The organism is Streptomyces sp. ATCC 21386, from assembly GCF_018728545.1.
In the GTDB taxonomy this organism is placed as follows: domain Bacteria; phylum Actinomycetota; class Actinomycetes; order Streptomycetales; family Streptomycetaceae; genus Streptomyces.
Window position 1 is genome coordinate 5947917 of record NZ_JAAVVL010000001.1, and the last position, 17877, is coordinate 5965793.

Genomic DNA, 17877 nt, shown 5'->3' on the forward strand with positions numbered 1-17877 from the left:
GGTGTACTGCCGCCGGGCGGCGCCGTCCACGGTTGTCCGGACGACTACGCAGGAATCAGGCCAGCGGGTCGGCCGGGCCGCGATGACTCGTCCGCGGCTCGTCCTACCGTTTTAGCGCGGGCCAACTCCGGTCATTCGTAGGATCGGTGAGCCCGAGGACTCCGGGTATGGCTGTCAGCTTGTCGCCGCCTGATGGCTCAAATGACTTGGCCGCCCGGAGCCCGTGACGGTCACAACCGCTCATTGGGATATGCGACTTGATCGCTGTGTAGGACAACGTCGGCGAGGCCGTCCGCAGGATCACAGAACGAACAGCTGGCGGAGGCGGTCATGTTCACGATCTGGGCCGGGGTCGACATCGGCAAGGAGCATCACCACTGTGTGGCACTCGACACTCGCGGCGAACGGCGGCTGTCGCGCCGTGTCGGCAACGGCGAACCGGAGCTGCTGGAGCTCATCCGCGAGGTGCTCGCCCTCGCGGATCCGGGCGAGGTGCTGTGGGCAGTGGACACCAACCACGGCAGCGCCGCCTTGCTCATCGGGCTCCTGCTCGACCAGGGACAGCCGATGGTCTACCTCACCGGCCTGACCGTCCATCGAGCCTCGGCCGGCTACCGGGGGCAAAGCAAAACCGACGCCAAGGACGCCCACGTCATCGCCGACCAGGCCCGCATGCGCCAAGACCTCGGACTGCTCCGACCCGGCGACGAAGTCGCCGTCGACCTGCGCGTCCTCACCGCACGCCGCCTCGACCTCGTCAACGACCGCACCCGGCAGATCAACCGGCTGCGCGAACAGCTCCTGGGAATCTTCCCGGCCCTGGAACGTGCCCTGACTCGCAAGGGCCGCGGGCTGGTCCTGCTGCTGACCGGCTACCAGACGCCGGGCGCGATCCGCCGCATCGGTGTCCGCCGCCTCGAATCCTGGCTGAAGAAACGCGGTGTCAAGAACACCTCCGCACTCGCTCGCACCGCCGTCGAGGCGGCAGAAACCCAGTACACCGCGCTGCCCGGAGAGAAGCTGGCCGCGGACATGGTGGCCCGGATCGCGAGAGGCGTGCTGGTCCTGGACGCGGAGATCGCCGAACTCGACGCGCTGATCGAGGCCCGCTTTCACGAGCACCCGCAGGCCAAGGTGATCGAGACCCTGCCCGGCATGGGCCCCCGCCTTGGGGCCGAGTCCATCGCCGCCACCGGCGGAGATCTGACAGCATTCGGCAGCCCGGACCGACTAGGAGCTGTCCGCCCGATCTTGTGACTAGGTCCTGCTCGCTGCCGCCTTCACTCTGTCCGGCTTCGCGATGTACGCCGTCGTCGTCGCCCTCGTCCCTCTCCTGCTGGAACGCGGGTACACCACCAGTCAGGCCGCCTGGGCCCTCGGCATCGGCGGCGCCGGACAGACCCTCGGCCGCACCTTGTACGCAGCCATAGCCCGCCGCACCGCCGCCACCGCACGCACCACGATCCTGATCGCCCTCGGCGGCCTGACCACCGCCGCCTTCGCCGCCGCCCCAGGCCCGTACTTCCTGCTCATCGCCGTGTCGGTCGTGGCCGGCATGGTCCGCGGCAACCTCACTCTGCTGCAGGCAACCGCCATCACCGACCGCTGGGGCGCCACCCACTACGGACCCCTCTCCGGGCTCCTCGCCGCACCGGCAACCACCGCCGCAGCCCTCGCCCACTTCGCCGGCGCCGCCCTCGCCACACCCCTGGGGGGCTACGGACCGCTCTTCCTCCTCCTCACCACCGTCTCGGTGGCCGCCGCCCTCACCGCGCCATGGACAGGCATCTCCCGAACGTCGCTGAGGAACTCTCGCAAACCGTACGTGAAGCGGCGCTCAGTCCCGGTCTTCCGTAGAACGAGCCGCTAGGTAGCTGTTCCAGTCGCGCGCTGCTCTCCGGGTCCACTGCAGGGCTGCGCTGATACTGATGCCGAGGGTGTCGCTGAGCACTGACGCAGGCAGGTCTGCGGCCAGTGCGAGCAGAGCGGTGTTCCGGCTGGGGCGGGCGGGCAAGCCGTGCAGACGCATCTTGCGCGCGAGTGCGGGGGCTGAGTGGTGAGTCCCAGCGGCGTAGCCAGGGATGAGCCAGCCGGGGCGCGGCGTGACACGACCTACCGCCGAGATCGGCTCGGCGTGGTCTGCCTGACGCTGCAGAAGTTGGTGGACGGCGGGGGGCAGTGCCACGGGATGCTCGCCTATGCGCAGGTGAGGCGTCCTGCCGCCCGTGAGGTCGGAGCGCGTGAGAGCAGCGATTCGTGTGATCGGTATTCCGTACAGCAGCGTGAGGGCCCCGGTCACCCGCACATCCAGGGGCAGCGCCTCGTCATGCAGGCAGCGTCGCAGGTGCGTCCAGTGCTCGGACTCGCTCCACCAGCAGTGGGGTTCATCGCGGGGGCGGTCGCTGATCTCTAGGTTCCCGGTGATACGGCGCTCGTGGGCCCAGCGCAGGAACAGCCGGACATGTCGGCGATCCCGGTGCTCAGACAGCCATGTGTCGATGTCACCTTGCGTCAGATCGGCGAGCGGTATGTCGTGGTCGTCCAGCCAGGTGAGAAACGCGGCCGTGCAGCGAATGGCGCCGCGCAGTGCTTCCGCGCTGGCCGGCGTGAAGCGACCTCGTGCCGCCCGTCGCCGGGCCCGTCGCAAGAGGGCCCATTCCGCGTAGATGTGCAGGGTGTGGCGGTGTTGCACGGGGAGCGGCGTGAGCGTGCGCTCCAGCCAGGGCTGCAAGCCTGCCAGAGGCTCATTGCGTGCCGGAAGGACACCGAGGTGGACGAGGGTGGCTCGCAGCGACGCCGTCCCCTGTCCGGACACGGCCGAGTCAAGCGTCTCGTGGGTGAGCGGGAGATCGTCATCGACCAGGCGACGCAGACATGCTGCTCCACCGTGCGGCTTGTCCAGCCAGACCAGGATCGAACGCGCTCTGGGGACGCGCACCAACGCCGCAAGCAGCGGCCGGACTTCTGCGGGCACTTCGCCGCGGCTGCTGAGGAATTCGGTGGCGAGGCGGTCACGCAGCACGCAGCGGGCGCAGCGGGTACCACGTTCGGTTTCCCGGCCTGAACCGCAGGTCGAGCACAGATAGGCGTTGGTGGCGCCGGAGCACACTCCGCACGTACCCCGTCCACCCGGGCCCGGACCGATCAACGGCCGAGTGCGACCGCACGTGGCGCACGGACGCGGGTGCGCGCGGATGTAGCCGTAGCAGGAAGCGCATACGCCTCCTAACGGCCATCGAGCTCGGCGTCGCTTTCCCTGCCCGCACCGCGTGCAGGGAACGACAGGGTGTGACCGGCAGGAACTGCAGCGCGGCACTCCCGCCCGAAGACCAGTACAGGGCCGTAACCTTCGGCAGTCGATGCACACGGCCATGGGCCCCTTGGCACAGGACCGGCAAAGTTCAGGAGCACCGTTGCGTGCCCTGACGTGGATGACGGTTGTCCTGCCGCACAGTCCGCACTCTCGCGGCAGACGGTGAGCGCGGTAGCAACTGTCACACAAGGGGCCGGTCTCAAGCCGTCGTGCCACCAGACCCGTTCGTCCGCAGGAACTGCAGCATTCAGCAGGGCGGTGTGCGCAGGCCGCGCACACCGGCCGACCGCCAGGCAGACGGCGGTTGACGCGCGCCCGGCGTTCGCAGACGCTGCACTCTTCGTGCCGTGACGGGTCCGCAGCGACGCAACTGCTGCACAACGGCCCTTCCGGCAGCGCCGCAGCCACGACGCGCACTACATCGCAGCGGACACAGACCCGCATTCGGCCTGCGGCAGCACAGATGGAACAGACGCGTCCCTGCGGACTCCGCTCCGGCAATCGGCGCTGCTTGCCGCACCGTGCGCATGCCGGAACAGTCACCTGATGCCCGGCCGCGTGTAGGTGACGAAGAAGCCGGTGCAGAGAAGGGGGCATGTCCGCATCACCCGAACTCAAGGCGTCGGGATGCTGGCGCAGATGGTCATCCAAGCGGTGGAGGCCGACGTGGCGGTGCGCATTGACGGCGACCAGCGCCTGCTCGGCTTCCTCCACAGCGAGTTCCGGCACCGCCTGCGTCAGATGCGCGACAACGCGGGCACGGACCACGGCTGGCGGCTCTGGCCGGCTCATGTCGAATCGGGGCGTCGGATGGTGCTGCGCCGCACCGGCGGTGGTGGTGTCGGTGTGCCTTCCGCGGTCTTGCGGACCTGAGCGTTCGCGACCTCTACTTCGATCAGATCGTTAGGGGTGCAGCCGAGGATGTCGCACAGCGCGGCCAGCGTGTCCATGGACAGCCGCTGCGGAGGCTGTGTCACCAGCCGGTACACCTGCTCGCGGGACAGGTGGATGCCGCGTTCAGCCAGCAGCGGCACAAGATCGGTGGTCTGGAACAGTCCCTGCTCGGCCATCCGCAGCCTCAGCTGCCAGGCGATTCCCATCTTCTTGATCACAGAGCTGGCTCCCACAGTTCAGGGTGGCGATCACGCAGCGACTGCGTCAGCAGGCGATTGCGGTACTCCAATGACACGCCGGTGTAAATGGCCGTCGTCGATGCGTACCGATGACCGACCTGGTCCTGGACGAACCGTTCCGGATATCCGAACTCGATCAGGTGGGTGATGTAGGAGTGCCGCAGACAGTGCAGGTCCAACGCCTCGTCCAGACCCGCCGCTTCGCGAACCGAAGCGAAGACATCGTCCATGCGCCGGCAGGACATCCGGCCGCGGCGCTCGGTCACCCACCACGCCGGGTGAGCCCCGGGCGAGAACAGCGGCCGCACTTCCTCCACCCACTGGTCCAAGACGGGGACGATCCAATCCATCTCCGGCACCAGCAGGACGGTTCGCCGCTTCGGCGGCCCGCCGCGCGACGACTTCCCCCACCGCACCTGCGCAACGCCCACCCGCCCCAGTGCTGGCATTTTCGGGTTCCGGCGTAGGTCTGCGAGATCCAAGCCCCACGCCTCCCGCCGGCGCAGCCCGAAGGCGTAGAACATCTTCAACAGCGCGGCATCGCGCTGAGCCGCGAGAGCCCCCTTCCGCCGCCGGGCCCGGACGGACTCCACCAGCCCGTCAGCTGCATCAAAGAGCGCCTGCACCTCGTCGTAAGTGAAAGGTCGCCGCTGTGGCGCCCCCTCGTACTCGTTCGCGTGCGTGATGGTGTTCCACTCACCGAGCACCTGTTGCGGTGCCTGACCAAACCGCTCCGTGCACGCGGCTGCCCATCCGTATCGAGGGTCGGTCACGAAGCCCAAGAACAGCTGCAAGTTGGTCAGGTGGCCTCGTGCCGTGGACACCTTGATCGGTCGGCTACCCGAACGCAGGTCGTCGATGAACGCCTCGATCTCGGCAGCACTCCACTGCCAGGGATACTGCCCAGAGAACCGCGACGCGCGGCGTACCAGGGCCAGCCGCCGATCGATCGTCTCCTTCTTCAAAAAGCGCACGCGTTGCTGCCGCGCCCATCCTTCCAGCATCGCCTCGAAGATCTGAGGCTCGGGATCGAACGGCACCACGTTGTCGACGAGGACCATACGCGCCGAGCCGGGCAGGTCGACTCTCTCCTCCACGTATTGCATTCAATACAACATCGAGGCATCTTGGTGCAGCTTTCCAAGAAGAGCCAGCTCGGCATAGCTAGAGTCGCTTCTGGACCGTCGTCGTCAGCTGGCGGTTAGTCCGCTTCTCCGAACTTCGGCACTTGCATCGGATGCATCTCAGCTCGAATCCGGTGCCAGCGCGCGGGATGACGCCACTGGCCGGAGGCGTCGCGGGCGACCTCGACGCCAACTTCGACCACCAGCTCGGGTTCCACCAGCGTGACGACCAGCCCGTCCGGCGTGGCCGCTCCGGGCCGGAGTGAGCAGGCCGGCGAACGTGCTGCTGACCGGACGGGCGAGGTTGACGGCGCGGTGTACTGAAGGTGCCTGGTCTGTCGTCCTGTGTAGGGGTGTGCTGTCAGTGCTGCCCTATAAATTGGCCGTCTTGATACGAGTGGGGGGCGTCTGTGACTTCGCAACCGCGTCGTAGTTACACCAATGCGACGATCGCCGGGCTGATGACGTTGGCCCGCGGCGCGTGCTACTGGCCCGGTTGCGGCGAGCCAGTCATCCGGATGGTCGGTGCTGAGCCGATGCTCAACCTGGAGATTGCCCACATCCGCGCCTTCGAGAGCGGTGGTCCGCGGTTCGATCCGTCCTGGACGGTCAAGCAGCGCAACAGTTTCGTCAACCTGATGCTGCTGTGTACTCCTCACCACAAGACGGTCGACGGCCCCAACAGCGCCACTTACTCGGTGGAGTTGCTGGAGGACTGGAAACACGATCGTGAGGCTGAAGGCCAAGACGCACTGGCAGGCCTGCGGGATCTCAGCGAGGAAGACCTGCTGGGCATGTGCACCGCCCTGCGCGACGAACTTGTAGCGGTGCTTGAGCAAATTGCTGGCAGCAGCCACGAGATTCTCCACCGTCTGGATGCACGGACGGACTTCCAGGCGGGGCTGCGGACCTTGAGCCTGCGGGCACAGGAGGAGGCACAGGCCCTGGCGGGAGCGTGGCCGGCCGTGGAGCAGGCGGTCGGGCTCTTGCAGAGCTGCCCGATGGAGCGCGAGGCGCTCTTGAGGCAGTGGGCCCACCGGTTTCCGAGTTGGATGGAGAAAGCGCCCCCGCAGGCGTTCGCCTGGCTGGCCCAACTCGCTTCGGACTACGAGGCTCACCAGGCTTCGGTCACGTTCTTTCAGCGTTGCATCGATGATGGTGGCTTCCCGCGGGATCTGTGGGTTGCGCGTGCAGCTCAGCAGCTCAGCGCGGCCGGAACGGACCAGGATGCGCGCGATTTTCTCGTCACGAACAGCGATCCCAGCTCACCTCTCCTGCTCGGAATGCTGGCACTGTTCGACAGCGACTGGGAGGAGGCTCTGGGCCATCTCGCATCCTGGGAGCCGACGACCCGGACTGCCCGGGCATTCAAAGCTGGCCTGGAAGCCCACGCCCTCACCAGCACGGGCCAGGACGCTGCCGCCCTGGCCCGGCTGCGTGCCGCAGATCCGGACGGCATCATGTCCGGCATCCAGTATCTGTCCGCTCTTATCCTCCTTGACCGTGCTGTCCGCGGCCGGAGCGAGCACCGGCTCGCGGATGCGCGCGAAGCCCTCGCGCTAGCGGTCAGAGCCCGCGACGGCCGCCGGACATGGTTCGGCGACAGCGTGGCACCCGCAGTGGTGGCGGTGCAGGCAGCCCTGATCTGCGGAGATGCCGCCACAGCCTGGGGCCTGACACAGGAACAGTCCGAGGGCCAGGCGCTCGCCCACGAGGCGCGCGACCCCCGACTGATCGAGAACCGGGCAGTGCTCGCCGCGCTTACCGGCCGGGTGGATGAGGCTCGACGCCTCCAGAGCCAGGTCGAGAGCGCCTATGCCCGTGCGCAGATCACCGCGGTGATCTTGGAGCGGGAAACCGACGGCCAGATCGAGCCCTCGCAGATCCAAGCCGCCTGGCAGGCAGTGTGGGACGCGGCCACCACCGAGCAGGAACAACTCCAGGCCGCAATGGGAATGGCGGAGTGCGGGACGCAACCGGCCGACCTGGACCGCCTCGAAGGCTCCCATCCTGAGATTGTCGCCGAGATCAGACTCATCGCCCGAGCGCTGACCGCAAGCTCTGCCGGCGACCTCTCCGTGCTGCGCGCCAACGTCACCAAGAGTCGGATCATTGTGCTAGCACTGGCACAGAGGTACCAGATCAGCGGGGAACGAGAGCTTCGGGCACGTACGCTGCGCTCGGGTGCGGAGCATTGGCGTGACGCTTTTTTGATGGCCATGGCGGCAGACGCCTACCGGCATGCCGACATGCCCGAGCAGACGAAAATGTGCGCGCGGGAGGCCCTGACGCTAGGCGGTCCGGACTGGGCCGGGCAGGGCGAGATGTATGCGTTGCTGGTCGAGGCGGAGCTGGCGGAAGGCAACACCGACCGGGCCACCGACGCGGCGCGGAACATGCTTGCCCTCGATCCGCATGACCACAACGCCCGTTGGGCGCTCGTCCGCTGCCACGTGGCCCGCAGCCTGTTCGAGGATGCTTGGAATGTCCTGGCCTACCAAGGCACGCCCATCGAACCCCGTACCGGACACGAAGCCCTGCTGTGGGTAAAGCTGGGGGCGAGACACTCCGGCGAAGCCAACTTCGCCGGCCAGGCACTGGCCCTGATGCAGCGCTGGCCCGATGACGAGGAACTCCTCGGCGCGTTCATCGCCACCCTGCACCTGAGCGCCGCCGGCACCCCCGAGCGGTGGTCCGAAAACGACGCCGCCCAGCTCAATGAAGCCACCGCCGACTACCTGGAACGCTTTCCCGACAGCTCCCAGTTCCGCGCCGTAAAACTAGGCCCAGACGATGATCCGCTCGTCAACGTTGCCGACGAACTGCGTCAGGCGCACGAGAACAGCAAAGAAGTCCAGAGCAAAGTCGCCGCCGGCGACCTGCCCCTGGGCACCCTGACGTGGGTGGCCGGTCGGAGCTACACGGAGCTGAGCCTGCGCAGGGGGGCCGGTTTCGTCTATGCCGGCGATGCCCTGGCCGCCGCTGTGGGAGCCGAAGCGGTGGCCACAGCCCGCTCCGTGCGCACGGTCATCGATCCAACCGCTGCTCACACCTTGGCACTGCTGGATCCGGGCCATGCCGAGCGGCTGATCGGCAGCCTGGAGGAAGTGGTCACCACTGACCAGCTGTTCCAAGACGCCCTTTACGCGAAGGAGTCCCTCGCGCTGCAGTCGGAGCTGACGCTGGGTTGGGACGAGGCGGGACGTCGGGCAGAAGTCCGGAGCGACGAAGTGGCGAACTTGGAGCGGCTGCGTTCCACGTCAGTCCGAGTCGTGGAAGTCCTCAGGTCGGTTGCCCGCGTTCCACGTCCGGAGCTGCGCCGTTTTCCGCTTCCTGGCACGCGCGCTAAGGAGTGGCTTACCGCGCTCGACTATGCCAAGGAGCACGGGCTGGTCCTGTGGAGCGACGATCGGGTCCTGCGCGCGATCGCCCGCTCCGAGCACATCCCCACCTTCGGAACCCTCGACCTCTTGGACACCACGACTGCAGTCGGCGAGTTCAGCGCTCACGAAGCTCTACTCGTCAAGGCTGATCTCTTGCGCAACCACTACGTTGACATCGACTTCTCCACCGACCTGTATGAGGCCGCAGCCCTTGCCGACGGCTGGCAGGCCAGGGCCGTCGCGCAAGCTCTGTCCCGCCCGCAAGCATGGACGCAGCCGCAGTCCGCTGCGTCGTTTGTGCTGGATTGCGTCTCCCGCATCAGTGAGCAGCGTCCGCACGACATCCACCAGTGGTTGGCTGCCGCCTCCACCGGCCTGGCCCGAGCGTCGGTTCCTGGGGCAGCGAACCAAAACCTCAGGGCTCTGGTCTGGCAGGTCTTGACCCAGCCGTGGGTCAACACTTCTTCGCTCCCGTTCATCCTGACCGGGCTCCGCTGCGGCATCGCGGCTCGCGATGACGCCGGGCTCCCGCTGGAGGAGGCGCTCGCCCAGTTCTACGCCGCCCTGGTCGCCCGGTCCGGACACGTGGTGGCTGCAAGCCAGCTCATGAAGCTATACAAGATCGCTCCTGATGCGGAGAAGGCGACCGCCGCCCGGGTCGTACTCACGCACCCGGGAGACTGAAGACCTTGAACTGACAGGACCTGTCTCTCGCGGTCTACGACTGCCGCGGCAGCCGCCGCCCGGGTCGCGAACCCCGGCTGATCCGGCACAGCCGCTCACATCCCGAACGGGCCCGGTCAATCTGCGCCGTGATGACGCCGATGTCTCCGCCGTTGTCCGGGAACGTGCTGGACTGGCGGAGTCCCGTACGCAACTCCAGAGGAGGGGCCATGGGCGAGGTCACCACGGCCGTGTCTGACGAAGCGTTCTCCGCACTTGCCGAGAACCTGGGCTACATCCTGGAGACCCGCGCGCTGCTGTGCGTCATCGCGCCGGAGGATGTCCAGGGCGAGGCCGTGGTGGAGGCGGCTCTCAGCCGCTGCGAGGGGGCCGACGCCGTCGTGATCACGACCGCCGCGCCGGGGACCCTGGCGGCGCTCCTGGACGCGTTCCACGAGGCTCTGTACCTCGGTGCCCGGCCGCGACGTCTGGCCGACGCACAGCGGGCTGTCGAGAACGAACTCGCGCGGCGCTCCTGGCCGGTGGTGGTCGTACGCGATGCCCATCTGCTGCGCACGGAGGCCCTGCTGTACGTCTACGGGTTGTGGAGCCTGTTCCAGGAGCGTGAGCGCCGGATGCCCGTTGTTCTGGTGGGGCCCGAGAGGATCCGGTCCGTGCTGCGCCGGCCGTCACTCGCCAGCCTGGAGAGCTGCGTCTTCATCTGGCACCGCCTCACCCCATGAACGCACAAGACCTCGGGCCTCGACGAACGGCACTTCCCACCCCACTTGCCTGACCCCGACAACGTGGCCGAGTAGCCCGGCCCTCACCACAAGGCAGACTGCACGCCCTCGATCCGCCCCGAGATGGACTGAGGTGCGGGCCGGTCATCGGTCGGTGGAGCAGCGGATTGTCGCTTGTTGATCAGACGCTGTGCCAGCGCAGCTCCCTGGCGGCGCCCGCCCTTGAGATAGGCGCGCGCCCGCTGACGGGTGTCGTCGGGCCACGACGCCAGCGGCATCAGGTGCTCGACAACGATGCTGGCGGCCGTGAACGGGTCCGCCAGGTACGGCACGACCACGTCGCCAAGCCGGGTCGGTCGCAGCGGTTCCTCACGTACCCGCACCACCATCCAGCCGGGCCGGTGGTGTTCTACGGACTCCGCCTTGAGCCGATCGCGTTCCTCCGCGTCGCGGTGCCAGTACGAGCCGTCGAACTCCACGGCCACGGCCTGGTCGTGGTCCGCTGGGAAGAGCATGTCGAGCCGGTAGCGGCCGTGCAGCGTCTGCAGCGGGTACTGCTGCTCTCCGCCGGTGAGGACGAGCTGGAGTTCGGCGAACAGTTCCGTCTCCTGCCGGGAGACGCTTGTCCGCTTCCGGCAGCGCGGGCAGCCCTGCCTGCCCATGAAGACGTGCGCCACCTGGGCGGACCAGGGTTCGTGTCCGGCGGGGCACAGCCACCAGACCGGCACGTTGGCCCCGGCGGTCACCTCTGCCGGGGTGAGGGCCTTGTTCAGGGACGGGTGCCACAGCGCCGCGATTTCGGGGCTCTCGCTCGCCAGCGCCTGGTAGCGCACCCGGCCGGAGCAGGAGGGGCACGCGGCCAAGCCGCGGACGCGGTGGAAGACCTTGGCCCGGAACTCGCCGGCGCACACGGTGCACTTCCACCAGACCAGGCGGTGCGAACCAGCGGTGACCGCTTCGGCCGTCAGCCCGCCGTTGCGCTCGGGGTGCCACTGCCCTGCCAAGTCCGGCCGCGCCTCGGGCAGAGTGGGAGCACGCTTCCTCCGGGCACAGGCCGGGCAGCCCGACCCGGCGACGGTCCGGTGGCTCACCTTCGCCTCCCAGCGGTGTCCACGGGAACAGCGCCATCCCAGCCGTACGCGGGAGTTGACCGGCAGTTCCGCCACGTCGGCCGGTGCGGTGTCGGGGTCCACCTGCGCGAACAGCTCGGGCATGTCCGCCAAACGCCTGTCCGGTGCATCGCGGCCGGCCCTCGCGCAGGCCGGGCAGCCGGTACCGCGACTGCGGTTGGATATTCGCGCCTGGTACTCGTGCCCCACCGGACAGCGCCACCAGACCTTGCGCTGCGAGCCGGGCCCGAACTGGTCCGGCGAAGCGTCGTTGCGCGGGTGCCACTCAGCTACCAAGTCAGGTGAGTGCTCGCTGAGTGTGGTCCGGCCACGGGGCACGTACCCGGCGCACTGCGGACAGCCGGTCCCGGCGACACGGGAATGGACCTGCGCCTGCCAGACGTGACCGTCGTCGCACCGCCAGAACACAGCCTTGTGCGAGCCGGGACCGATCTGCGCCAGGTCCAGATCGGCGTTCAGGTCCGGGTGCCACTGGGCGGCGATGGCCGGGTGCTCGGTGACCAGGAAACGGGTGCGACGTGTCATGAGCACGCACCGTAGGACGCGCCACTGACATGCCCTTGCCGACGTCACCGGACTGGAAGGAGGCGACTCAGGCCATCACCCGGGGCTGGCAGGGTTTCGGCCACCGCATCTGATTGCCCGGCGGGCCCCGGACTACTGCGGGTACGGTCGATCGGTTTGACGGCTGGCGGCGGCTGCCGGTGGGAAGTGTCCGGTCGGCGTGTCGTCGCATCGCGGGTGGGGGTGGTTCGGTGGGCAGCACCGAGCAGGAGATCGAGGAGCAGTTCGCGCAGCTTCAGCAGAAGGTCGGCGCTCGCCATGCCGAGGTGCTGAAGCACTCCGACGGCGACCAGTTCGCGGTGGAGTACGCCCGGCTGGTGAACGTCACCAGCAAGCTGGTGGAGTTCGAGAAGACGATCCCCGAGCGGCTGGCCGAACCCGAGCGCAGACGCAGTGAGCGCATCGTGACGTGGTCCTGGCGCGGCCAGGCGGCCGTCGGCGCGGTGCTCATCGCGCTCGTCTTCGTCCTCGACCGCTCGACCTGGTGGTTGGTCCTGCTGGGTCCGCACTTCATGGGAACGGTGGCCGGCTGCTTCCAGAAGGTCGATGCCGAACAGCACCGTGACCGCCGCTTCGGGGCCATCGGACTGCACGTGGTCGCGCTCCTGATGGCTCTCATCAGCCTGAGCGTGATCAGCCGGTGGTTCATCATCGCCGCCGCCGTGGGCTGGATGCTCGTCGCCGGGTCCTCGATGGACAGCACGGGCGCCGAGCCGAAGGGGGCGCGGCGGTGAGCGACGACTACAGCTACCAGGTCCGCCGTCTGGAGACCCGGACCGGCGGGATGGAGCACGAACTGCACTCGCTGCGCTCGAAGCTGGGGGAGGTCGAAGACCTCGACTACGAGCTGCGCGACATCCGGGGCGGCATCCGCAGCCTCGAGGACGACCTCAGCACCGTCCGCAACGACCTCACCGAACTGGAGGACGACGTACGCGGCCACATCCAGGACACGGATCAGTCCCTCAAGTGGCTGACCGGCCGCGTCCAGGCCCTCGAAGCCCACCTGCTCGCCGCGGGCGGCGCCCCACTCGCCGACCTCGACACCATCGACCCGGAGTGGAAGAAGCTGGCCAGGACCGCCGACCACGGCTGGCATGTGCGCTCCGGCCTGCTCCCCAGACATCAGCGCGAGGCCCACCGCCTCAAGGTCCGCGAGTACGAAGGCGCGGTTGCCGAACGCGACGAACACCGGGACAAGGTGGTGGAGGCCGTCGGCATCCTGGCCAGTCAGCCGCGCACGTCCCGCGAGTTCAAGCAGGCCGTCATGGACTTCGGCATGTCCCGCACCCTCGCCGAGAGAAACGATCAGCGGGCCCAGAAGCTGGCCGGCCCCGCCCGGACCGCCCAGGCCGCACTGGCCCAGGACGACTCTCTGAGGCAGGCGAAGGTGTCGCTGATCGAGCAGGGCGACAAGGCGGAGAGAAAGCTGAACTGGCTGTTGCGCGGCCGTCTGGCCGACGCGATCCGCGACCGCGCCCTGCTGCCCATGTGGTTCGTGACCGTGCTCGGTCCCGTGCCACCGGCGCGCAAGACGCAGGAGTGGATGGACCTCGCCACCCAGGTCCTGGCCTACCGGGTCACTTACGGGATCACGGACCACGCCGTCGCGCTCGGACCGGCGCCCGACGAGTACGTGCCGCGCCGCACCGAGTGGTACGGCGAACTCACCAAGGACCTGCGCCGCTGGTAGCCCGCGTGGGCCCGTGTTGCACCACCGCGTTGCAGCCCCACACGTACGAGACCCCGGGCATCTGCGGCCCGGGGTCTCTCTGTGCTCTGGGATGTCCGACCGGTTCAACGACCCGCCGGCGGGAGCGTCACGCCCACTCCACGCCCAGCTCCCGCAGTGCGGCCAGCTGGTCCTGGGCGAGCTTGTCGCGCCTCGATTTGGTGTTCGAGACCCACACACCCAGTTTCACAGTCACCGGCTCCGCCTCGCCGTCGACCGCGATCTCTTCGCTGTGGCCCCTTGGCACCGGCCGGTCCGCGCCTTCCCGCTCCACCCACTGCGCGAGCGCCGCCAGACCTCGCTGGAACGCCTGCGATGCCTTGCCCTGCCCCTTCGTCGCACCCTTGGCGGCCGGTGCGGCAGACGGCGCCTCAGCGGGCGTGATGCCCAGATGGGACAACCGCTCCTGCTGCTCGGGCAGGAGCCGCGCCCAGATGGCCAGCTGAGCCTGCTGCTGGAGCCACTTGCCGATGTCGTCGCCGTCCATCAGCACGCCGGGTGCGATGTCGGGCAGCTGGCCGTCGGCGTCGACCAGGTCCGCCAGGACGCGGTAGTGGCGTTGCCAGTCCAGCGGCCACGGGCAGTCCCAGTCCGGGTCGATCTCCGCCAGCTGCGCCGCGCGCACGGTGGCCCGCTCCGGGTCCTTGCCCAGACCGTTCTTCGCGCCCTTCCGCCGGAGGTTGCCCATGTGCTGCCCGACGGGCACCATCGCCTCTCCCTCGCCCCACACCGCGTCCTGACGCGGCGCGAGGTGACCGGTCGCCCGCCGGTAGGACCGCAGCGCGGCGAGCTTGGCCTCCCACGCTTCCTCGCCCGGCTCCCAGACCATCCCGGCCTCCGGCGCGTCCAGGAGAACCTTGCGCCGGTCCTCCAGCTCCCCGGCCCGCAGGGCCTTGCGCTGCTGGTGCACCCACCGCCCAAGCGGAAACGCCTTCGTCGCCCCGACCTCGACCTCAACGTCGTAGGGCACGGCGTAGACGCCGGTGATCTCGTTCTCCGCCCGCCAGCGGATCAGGGCCTGGTAGCCCTCCAGCCACACCAGCGACTCCGGCCGGTATACCCGGGTGCGCAGGAACGCGGCGATCGTCGCCGCGTCGCGGGGAGAGGAGAAGTGCAGCAGGGCGGACTCGGCAGCGGCGTCGGTGTCGTCCTGCTCCTGGTCCTCGCCGTCGCCCCCTCCGTCGGCCCCGACGATCCGCCCGTCCTCATCGCGCTGGAGGTGGACCTTGCGCTTGCCGCTGGTGAGGGCGCGGGAGGCGAGCTGCTCGACAAGTCGTTCATCATGACTGCGCAGGCCTTGCAAAACGGCTACAAGGGGGCGGAACGAGGCGCTGGCGACCATGTCGGTAGGGTCCTCGCCGGGCTCCAGGAACACGGGCACGATGATCCTGGCGACCTTCGTGCTGCCGTCTTTGTTGAGCCTGAGCGCGCGGCCGATGTTCTGCACGATCTCCACCTGGGAGCCGCGGGTGTCCGCGAAGCAGACGGCCTCGACTCCGCGCTCGCCGGTGATGTCCACGCCCTCCCCGAGCACGCGAACGCTGGCGAGGAAGGCGCGGTGGACCCGGCGACCGGTGGCATCGATGCCGTTGGCGAACTGCCTGATGACCTCGCGCCGCTCGGTCACGAGGTGGTCGCCGCACAGCCACGCCGACCAGACGCGGTCCGGCGGGACGTGGCGGCCGGCCTCGAGTTCGTAGAACTCCGCGTCGATGGAGGACTTCGGCAGCTTGTCGGCGGCGGCCAGGTCCTCATCGGTGGCCTCGTTGACGTACAGCTCGGCAGCCGTCTCCGGCAGCTTCTCCGCGAACGCGGCGGCCTCCTCCACCTTCTGGTGGAACGTCATGACGGTCTTGAGGTTCCACTTCGCCGCGTGCTCCAGGAGCGCGGTCTGCAGGAGCGCCAGACGCCGGCCGCGCAGCGCCTCCTCGGACTCCCCGACGACGGGGGAGGGGTCGCGGATCTCCAGGACGTCGATCTCGAACCCGGCGAGGATCTCCCGCTCGATCGCCTCCGACAGCCCGAGCTCCGCGAGCCACGCGCCGTACGTGCCCTCCGGGTCATCAGCCATGGTCGCGATCTCCGCCTCCTGACCCTCCGCGCCCTTCTGCGGGCGGGCCGCGGCGAGGATGCGCGGGGTCGCGGTCAGGTACAGCCGGAAGTCCGCCGGGATACGGGCGTTGTCGTGGATCGCCGCCCACGGACGACCAAGATCACCAGCAGTGCCGTGCGCCTCATCCACGATCGCGAGGTCGAAGCCCGCCATGCGCTGGCCGTACAGCCGGTCTCCGCCCGCCAGAGCGGCCTCCAGCGGCCCGCGAACCTTCCGCAGGCCCACGGGAGCGTCGATGTCCTCGCGGTCCACCAGAGAGGCGTACGTGGCGAACACGACCACCGGCCCGGACCCCGCCCACAGGGCGAGCTGGATCGGGTTGGTGGTGGTCCGCACACCCAGCTCCTTCAGCACCGGGTCGTTCTCCAGCGAGCACACCGCGACCATCGGTGCCCGGTGGCCCACCAGACGCCACGCCTGAGCGGTCTGCGCGAGCAGGTCCAGAGTCGGCACGGTCACGAGGATCCGGCCGCCCGCGAACGACTCCAGCGCGCACGCGGCGGCCGTGATCGTCTTGCCCGAACCGGTCGCTGACACGATCGTGCCCCGGGCACCCTGCGGGGGCACAGATGACCTTGCAGGGAATCCAACCCACCTGCGAAACGCAGCGCGCTGATCGACCTGGTGTTCCTTGAGTTGAATCGCTGACATTTCCTTGCCTCCCCGAGCGTTCAATTCCTGTGGTCTTTCAGAGGGCCGCGTGCGGAATGCAGGCCGCGCCCAGGTCGATATATCTGCCTCGCCAGCGCCTCGCTCGCTGCCGGTACACCGTCACCCCAGCCATCTGCGAACCCCGAGACGCTGGCTCCATCCCGTCAAGCTCCAACTATCCTTCAACCGAGCCCTGGTGACCGTTCAGGACACCAGCCGTGCTTACGGGCACGCCCTGTGTCTCCAGAAGCGCAAACAGCCTTAGCCGGGCGTTCATGTCCGCAGTCTTGTGCCTCGTCACCCGGCACGAGGATTGCATGCTCAGCTGGCGATCCGGTCTGGCAGATTCATAGCTAAGAACCGAGGGGCGATCGAGCAGTCAGTGAGTCTCTACTTTTTGCCAAGAGTACATGCTGCATCAGTTTGATGCAGCCACTCTCCCGACGGTCAAACTGATCCGCGGCGGCGGACTCGCATCCTTGAACAAAGATGCGAGCATTTTCACGCTTGATCCATAGATTGTCAGTTTTTCGGCATGGGTATGGTCTGGCCTGATTGTCGCGAAACAGAGCGGTGGAACTACCGCTCAATTTCCCGAGCGTGCGTTGCGGAGGAGGCTCGAGATGGGGAAGAAGAACAAGAAGAAAAAGAAGAACAAGAAGAAAGAGCCTGACTGGATCGACAAGACCACAGGACGGATGGCCCGAGTAGCTGTGGCGAAACTGACCTGGGGCGTATCAGAGATAGTCGGTGCAGGCGAACCCATCAGGGACTTTGTCGCCGAACAATCTCGCAAGGGAGAGGAGCGGTACCAGAAGCTGTCCCCTGAAGAGAAGCGCGAGGTCGACTTCCTGCGTTCGCGCATGATGACGATGTAATCCCGTCGTCAGGACGCTTTGGTACGCACCAATTCCGGCAACTCCCGGACCCTCTTTGCTGGTCCGGGAGTTCGCGCGAGAAGCGGAATCACCATTCACTCAAGCGCAACCCCCGCCCCTCGCAGCCAGCTCGGCCCGCGCCAGCGGGCCTCAACGGTTCTGGAGGCGTAGCCGGAAGGACTGTCAGGCGGGGGAGCGCAGCGGACCCGCCCAGGAGTCCGCAGGACTCCCCAACTCCCGGACTGGAGACCCTACTAGCCGCACCTGACACGTCCTCAGCGGGCGAGCGCGCACCGCGCGCTGCGCCGGACGCGCAGCGGCCGGCCCCACCAGATCCCGGAGCGCAGCGCAGGGATCCGCCCGTGCTCCGCACGGGCCAGCGGGAGCGCAGCGACCGCCCCCCTTGCACATCGCGCAGCGATGTGGTACCCCTGTCTCTTATACGCATCT

At 68.1% G+C, this 17877-nt stretch carries 11 protein-coding genes and 1 pseudogene; 7 read left to right on the forward strand and 5 right to left on the reverse strand.

The window, feature by feature from the left end:
• Positions 1-330: 330 nt before the first annotated feature.
• Together GWK25_RS44835 and GWK25_RS25575 are read left to right on the forward strand one after the other, a co-directional pair.
• Positions 331-1257, forward strand: coding sequence for an IS110 family transposase (locus GWK25_RS44835; RefSeq protein WP_374200641.1), 927 nt, complete (start codon positions 331-333; stop codon positions 1255-1257).
• Between the two features lie 7 nt (positions 1258-1264).
• Positions 1265-1870, forward strand: a pseudogene (locus tag GWK25_RS25575) (MFS transporter); the annotation flags it as partial.
• Here GWK25_RS25575 and GWK25_RS25580 read toward each other — a convergent pair.
• From GWK25_RS25580 to GWK25_RS25590, 3 genes are all read right to left on the reverse strand, one after another.
• Positions 1838-3022, reverse strand: coding sequence for a hypothetical protein (locus GWK25_RS25580; protein ID WP_215453382.1), 1185 nt, complete (start codon positions 3020-3022; stop codon positions 1838-1840). The pseudogene GWK25_RS25575 and the gene GWK25_RS25580 overlap by 33 nt on opposite strands.
• Positions 3023-4101: 1079 nt before the next feature.
• A complete protein-coding gene (locus GWK25_RS25585) occupies positions 4102-4425 on the reverse strand; it encodes a helix-turn-helix transcriptional regulator (protein ID WP_215453385.1) in 324 nt (107 codons plus the stop codon).
• On the reverse strand, positions 4422-5543 hold the full coding sequence (locus GWK25_RS25590) for a site-specific integrase (protein WP_308404320.1): 1122 nt from the start codon (positions 5541-5543) through the stop codon (positions 4422-4424). The genes GWK25_RS25585 and GWK25_RS25590 overlap by 4 nt, the downstream gene beginning before the upstream one ends.
• A gap of 437 nt (positions 5544-5980) precedes the next feature.
• Between GWK25_RS25590 and GWK25_RS25595 the strand changes: the two genes are divergently transcribed.
• Both GWK25_RS25595 and GWK25_RS25600 read left to right on the forward strand, forming a co-directional pair.
• A complete protein-coding gene (locus GWK25_RS25595; protein WP_215453388.1) occupies positions 5981-9637 on the forward strand; it encodes a hypothetical protein in 3657 nt (1218 codons plus the stop codon).
• A 209-nt stretch (positions 9638-9846) separates the two neighbouring features.
• A complete protein-coding gene (locus GWK25_RS25600; RefSeq protein ID WP_215453391.1) occupies positions 9847-10359 on the forward strand; it encodes an AAA family ATPase in 513 nt (170 codons plus the stop codon).
• A gap of 83 nt (positions 10360-10442) precedes the next feature.
• On the opposite strand, the gene GWK25_RS25605 is transcribed toward GWK25_RS25600, so the two are convergent.
• Positions 10443-12014: a zinc-ribbon domain-containing protein gene (locus tag GWK25_RS25605; protein WP_215453393.1), complete on the reverse strand. Its 1572-nt coding sequence runs from the start codon at positions 12012-12014 to the stop codon at positions 10443-10445.
• Positions 12015-12244: 230 nt separating this feature from the next.
• Here GWK25_RS25605 and GWK25_RS25610 point away from each other — a divergent pair, with 230 nt between their 5' ends.
• Both GWK25_RS25610 and GWK25_RS25615 read left to right on the forward strand, forming a co-directional pair.
• Positions 12245-12787, forward strand: coding sequence for a hypothetical protein (locus GWK25_RS25610; protein ID WP_215453397.1), 543 nt, complete (start codon positions 12245-12247; stop codon positions 12785-12787).
• Positions 12784-13746 carry a hypothetical protein gene (locus tag GWK25_RS25615; protein ID WP_215453399.1) on the forward strand — a complete coding sequence of 321 codons (963 nt, stop codon included), beginning with the start codon at positions 12784-12786 and terminating at the stop codon, positions 13744-13746. The genes GWK25_RS25610 and GWK25_RS25615 overlap by 4 nt, the downstream gene beginning before the upstream one ends.
• Before the next feature lie 127 nt (positions 13747-13873).
• On the opposite strand, the gene GWK25_RS25620 is transcribed toward GWK25_RS25615, so the two are convergent.
• Entirely contained in the window at positions 13874-16549 is a 2676-nt protein-coding gene (locus GWK25_RS25620) for a DEAD/DEAH box helicase (protein WP_215453401.1), read from the reverse strand.
• 623 nt (positions 16550-17172) lie between these two features.
• Between GWK25_RS25620 and GWK25_RS25625 the strand changes: the two genes are divergently transcribed.
• The gene (locus tag GWK25_RS25625) at positions 17173-17427 is read left to right on the forward strand and encodes a hypothetical protein (RefSeq protein ID WP_215453403.1); all 255 of its coding nucleotides are present in this window, start codon (positions 17173-17175) and stop codon (positions 17425-17427) included.
• Positions 17428-17877 lie beyond the last annotated feature (450 nt).

Bases quoted from the DNA above. Each gene is read 5' to 3' on its own strand.
- GWK25_RS44835 (WP_374200641.1), top strand. From the start codon at position 331: ATGTTCACGATCTGGGCCGGGGTCGACATCGGCAAGGAGCATCACCAC.
- GWK25_RS25600 (WP_215453391.1), top strand. From the start codon at position 9,847: ATGGGCGAGGTCACCACGGCCGTGTCTGACGAAGCGTTCTCCGCACTT.
- GWK25_RS25605 (WP_215453393.1), bottom strand. From the start codon at position 12,014: ATGACACGTCGCACCCGTTTCCTGGTCACCGAGCACCCGGCCATCGCC.
- GWK25_RS25620 (WP_215453401.1), bottom strand. From the start codon at position 16,549: ATGTCAGCGATTCAACTCAAGGAACACCAGGTCGATCAGCGCGCTGCG.
- GWK25_RS25625 (WP_215453403.1), top strand. From the start codon at position 17,173: ATGGGGAAGAAGAACAAGAAGAAAAAGAAGAACAAGAAGAAAGAGCCT.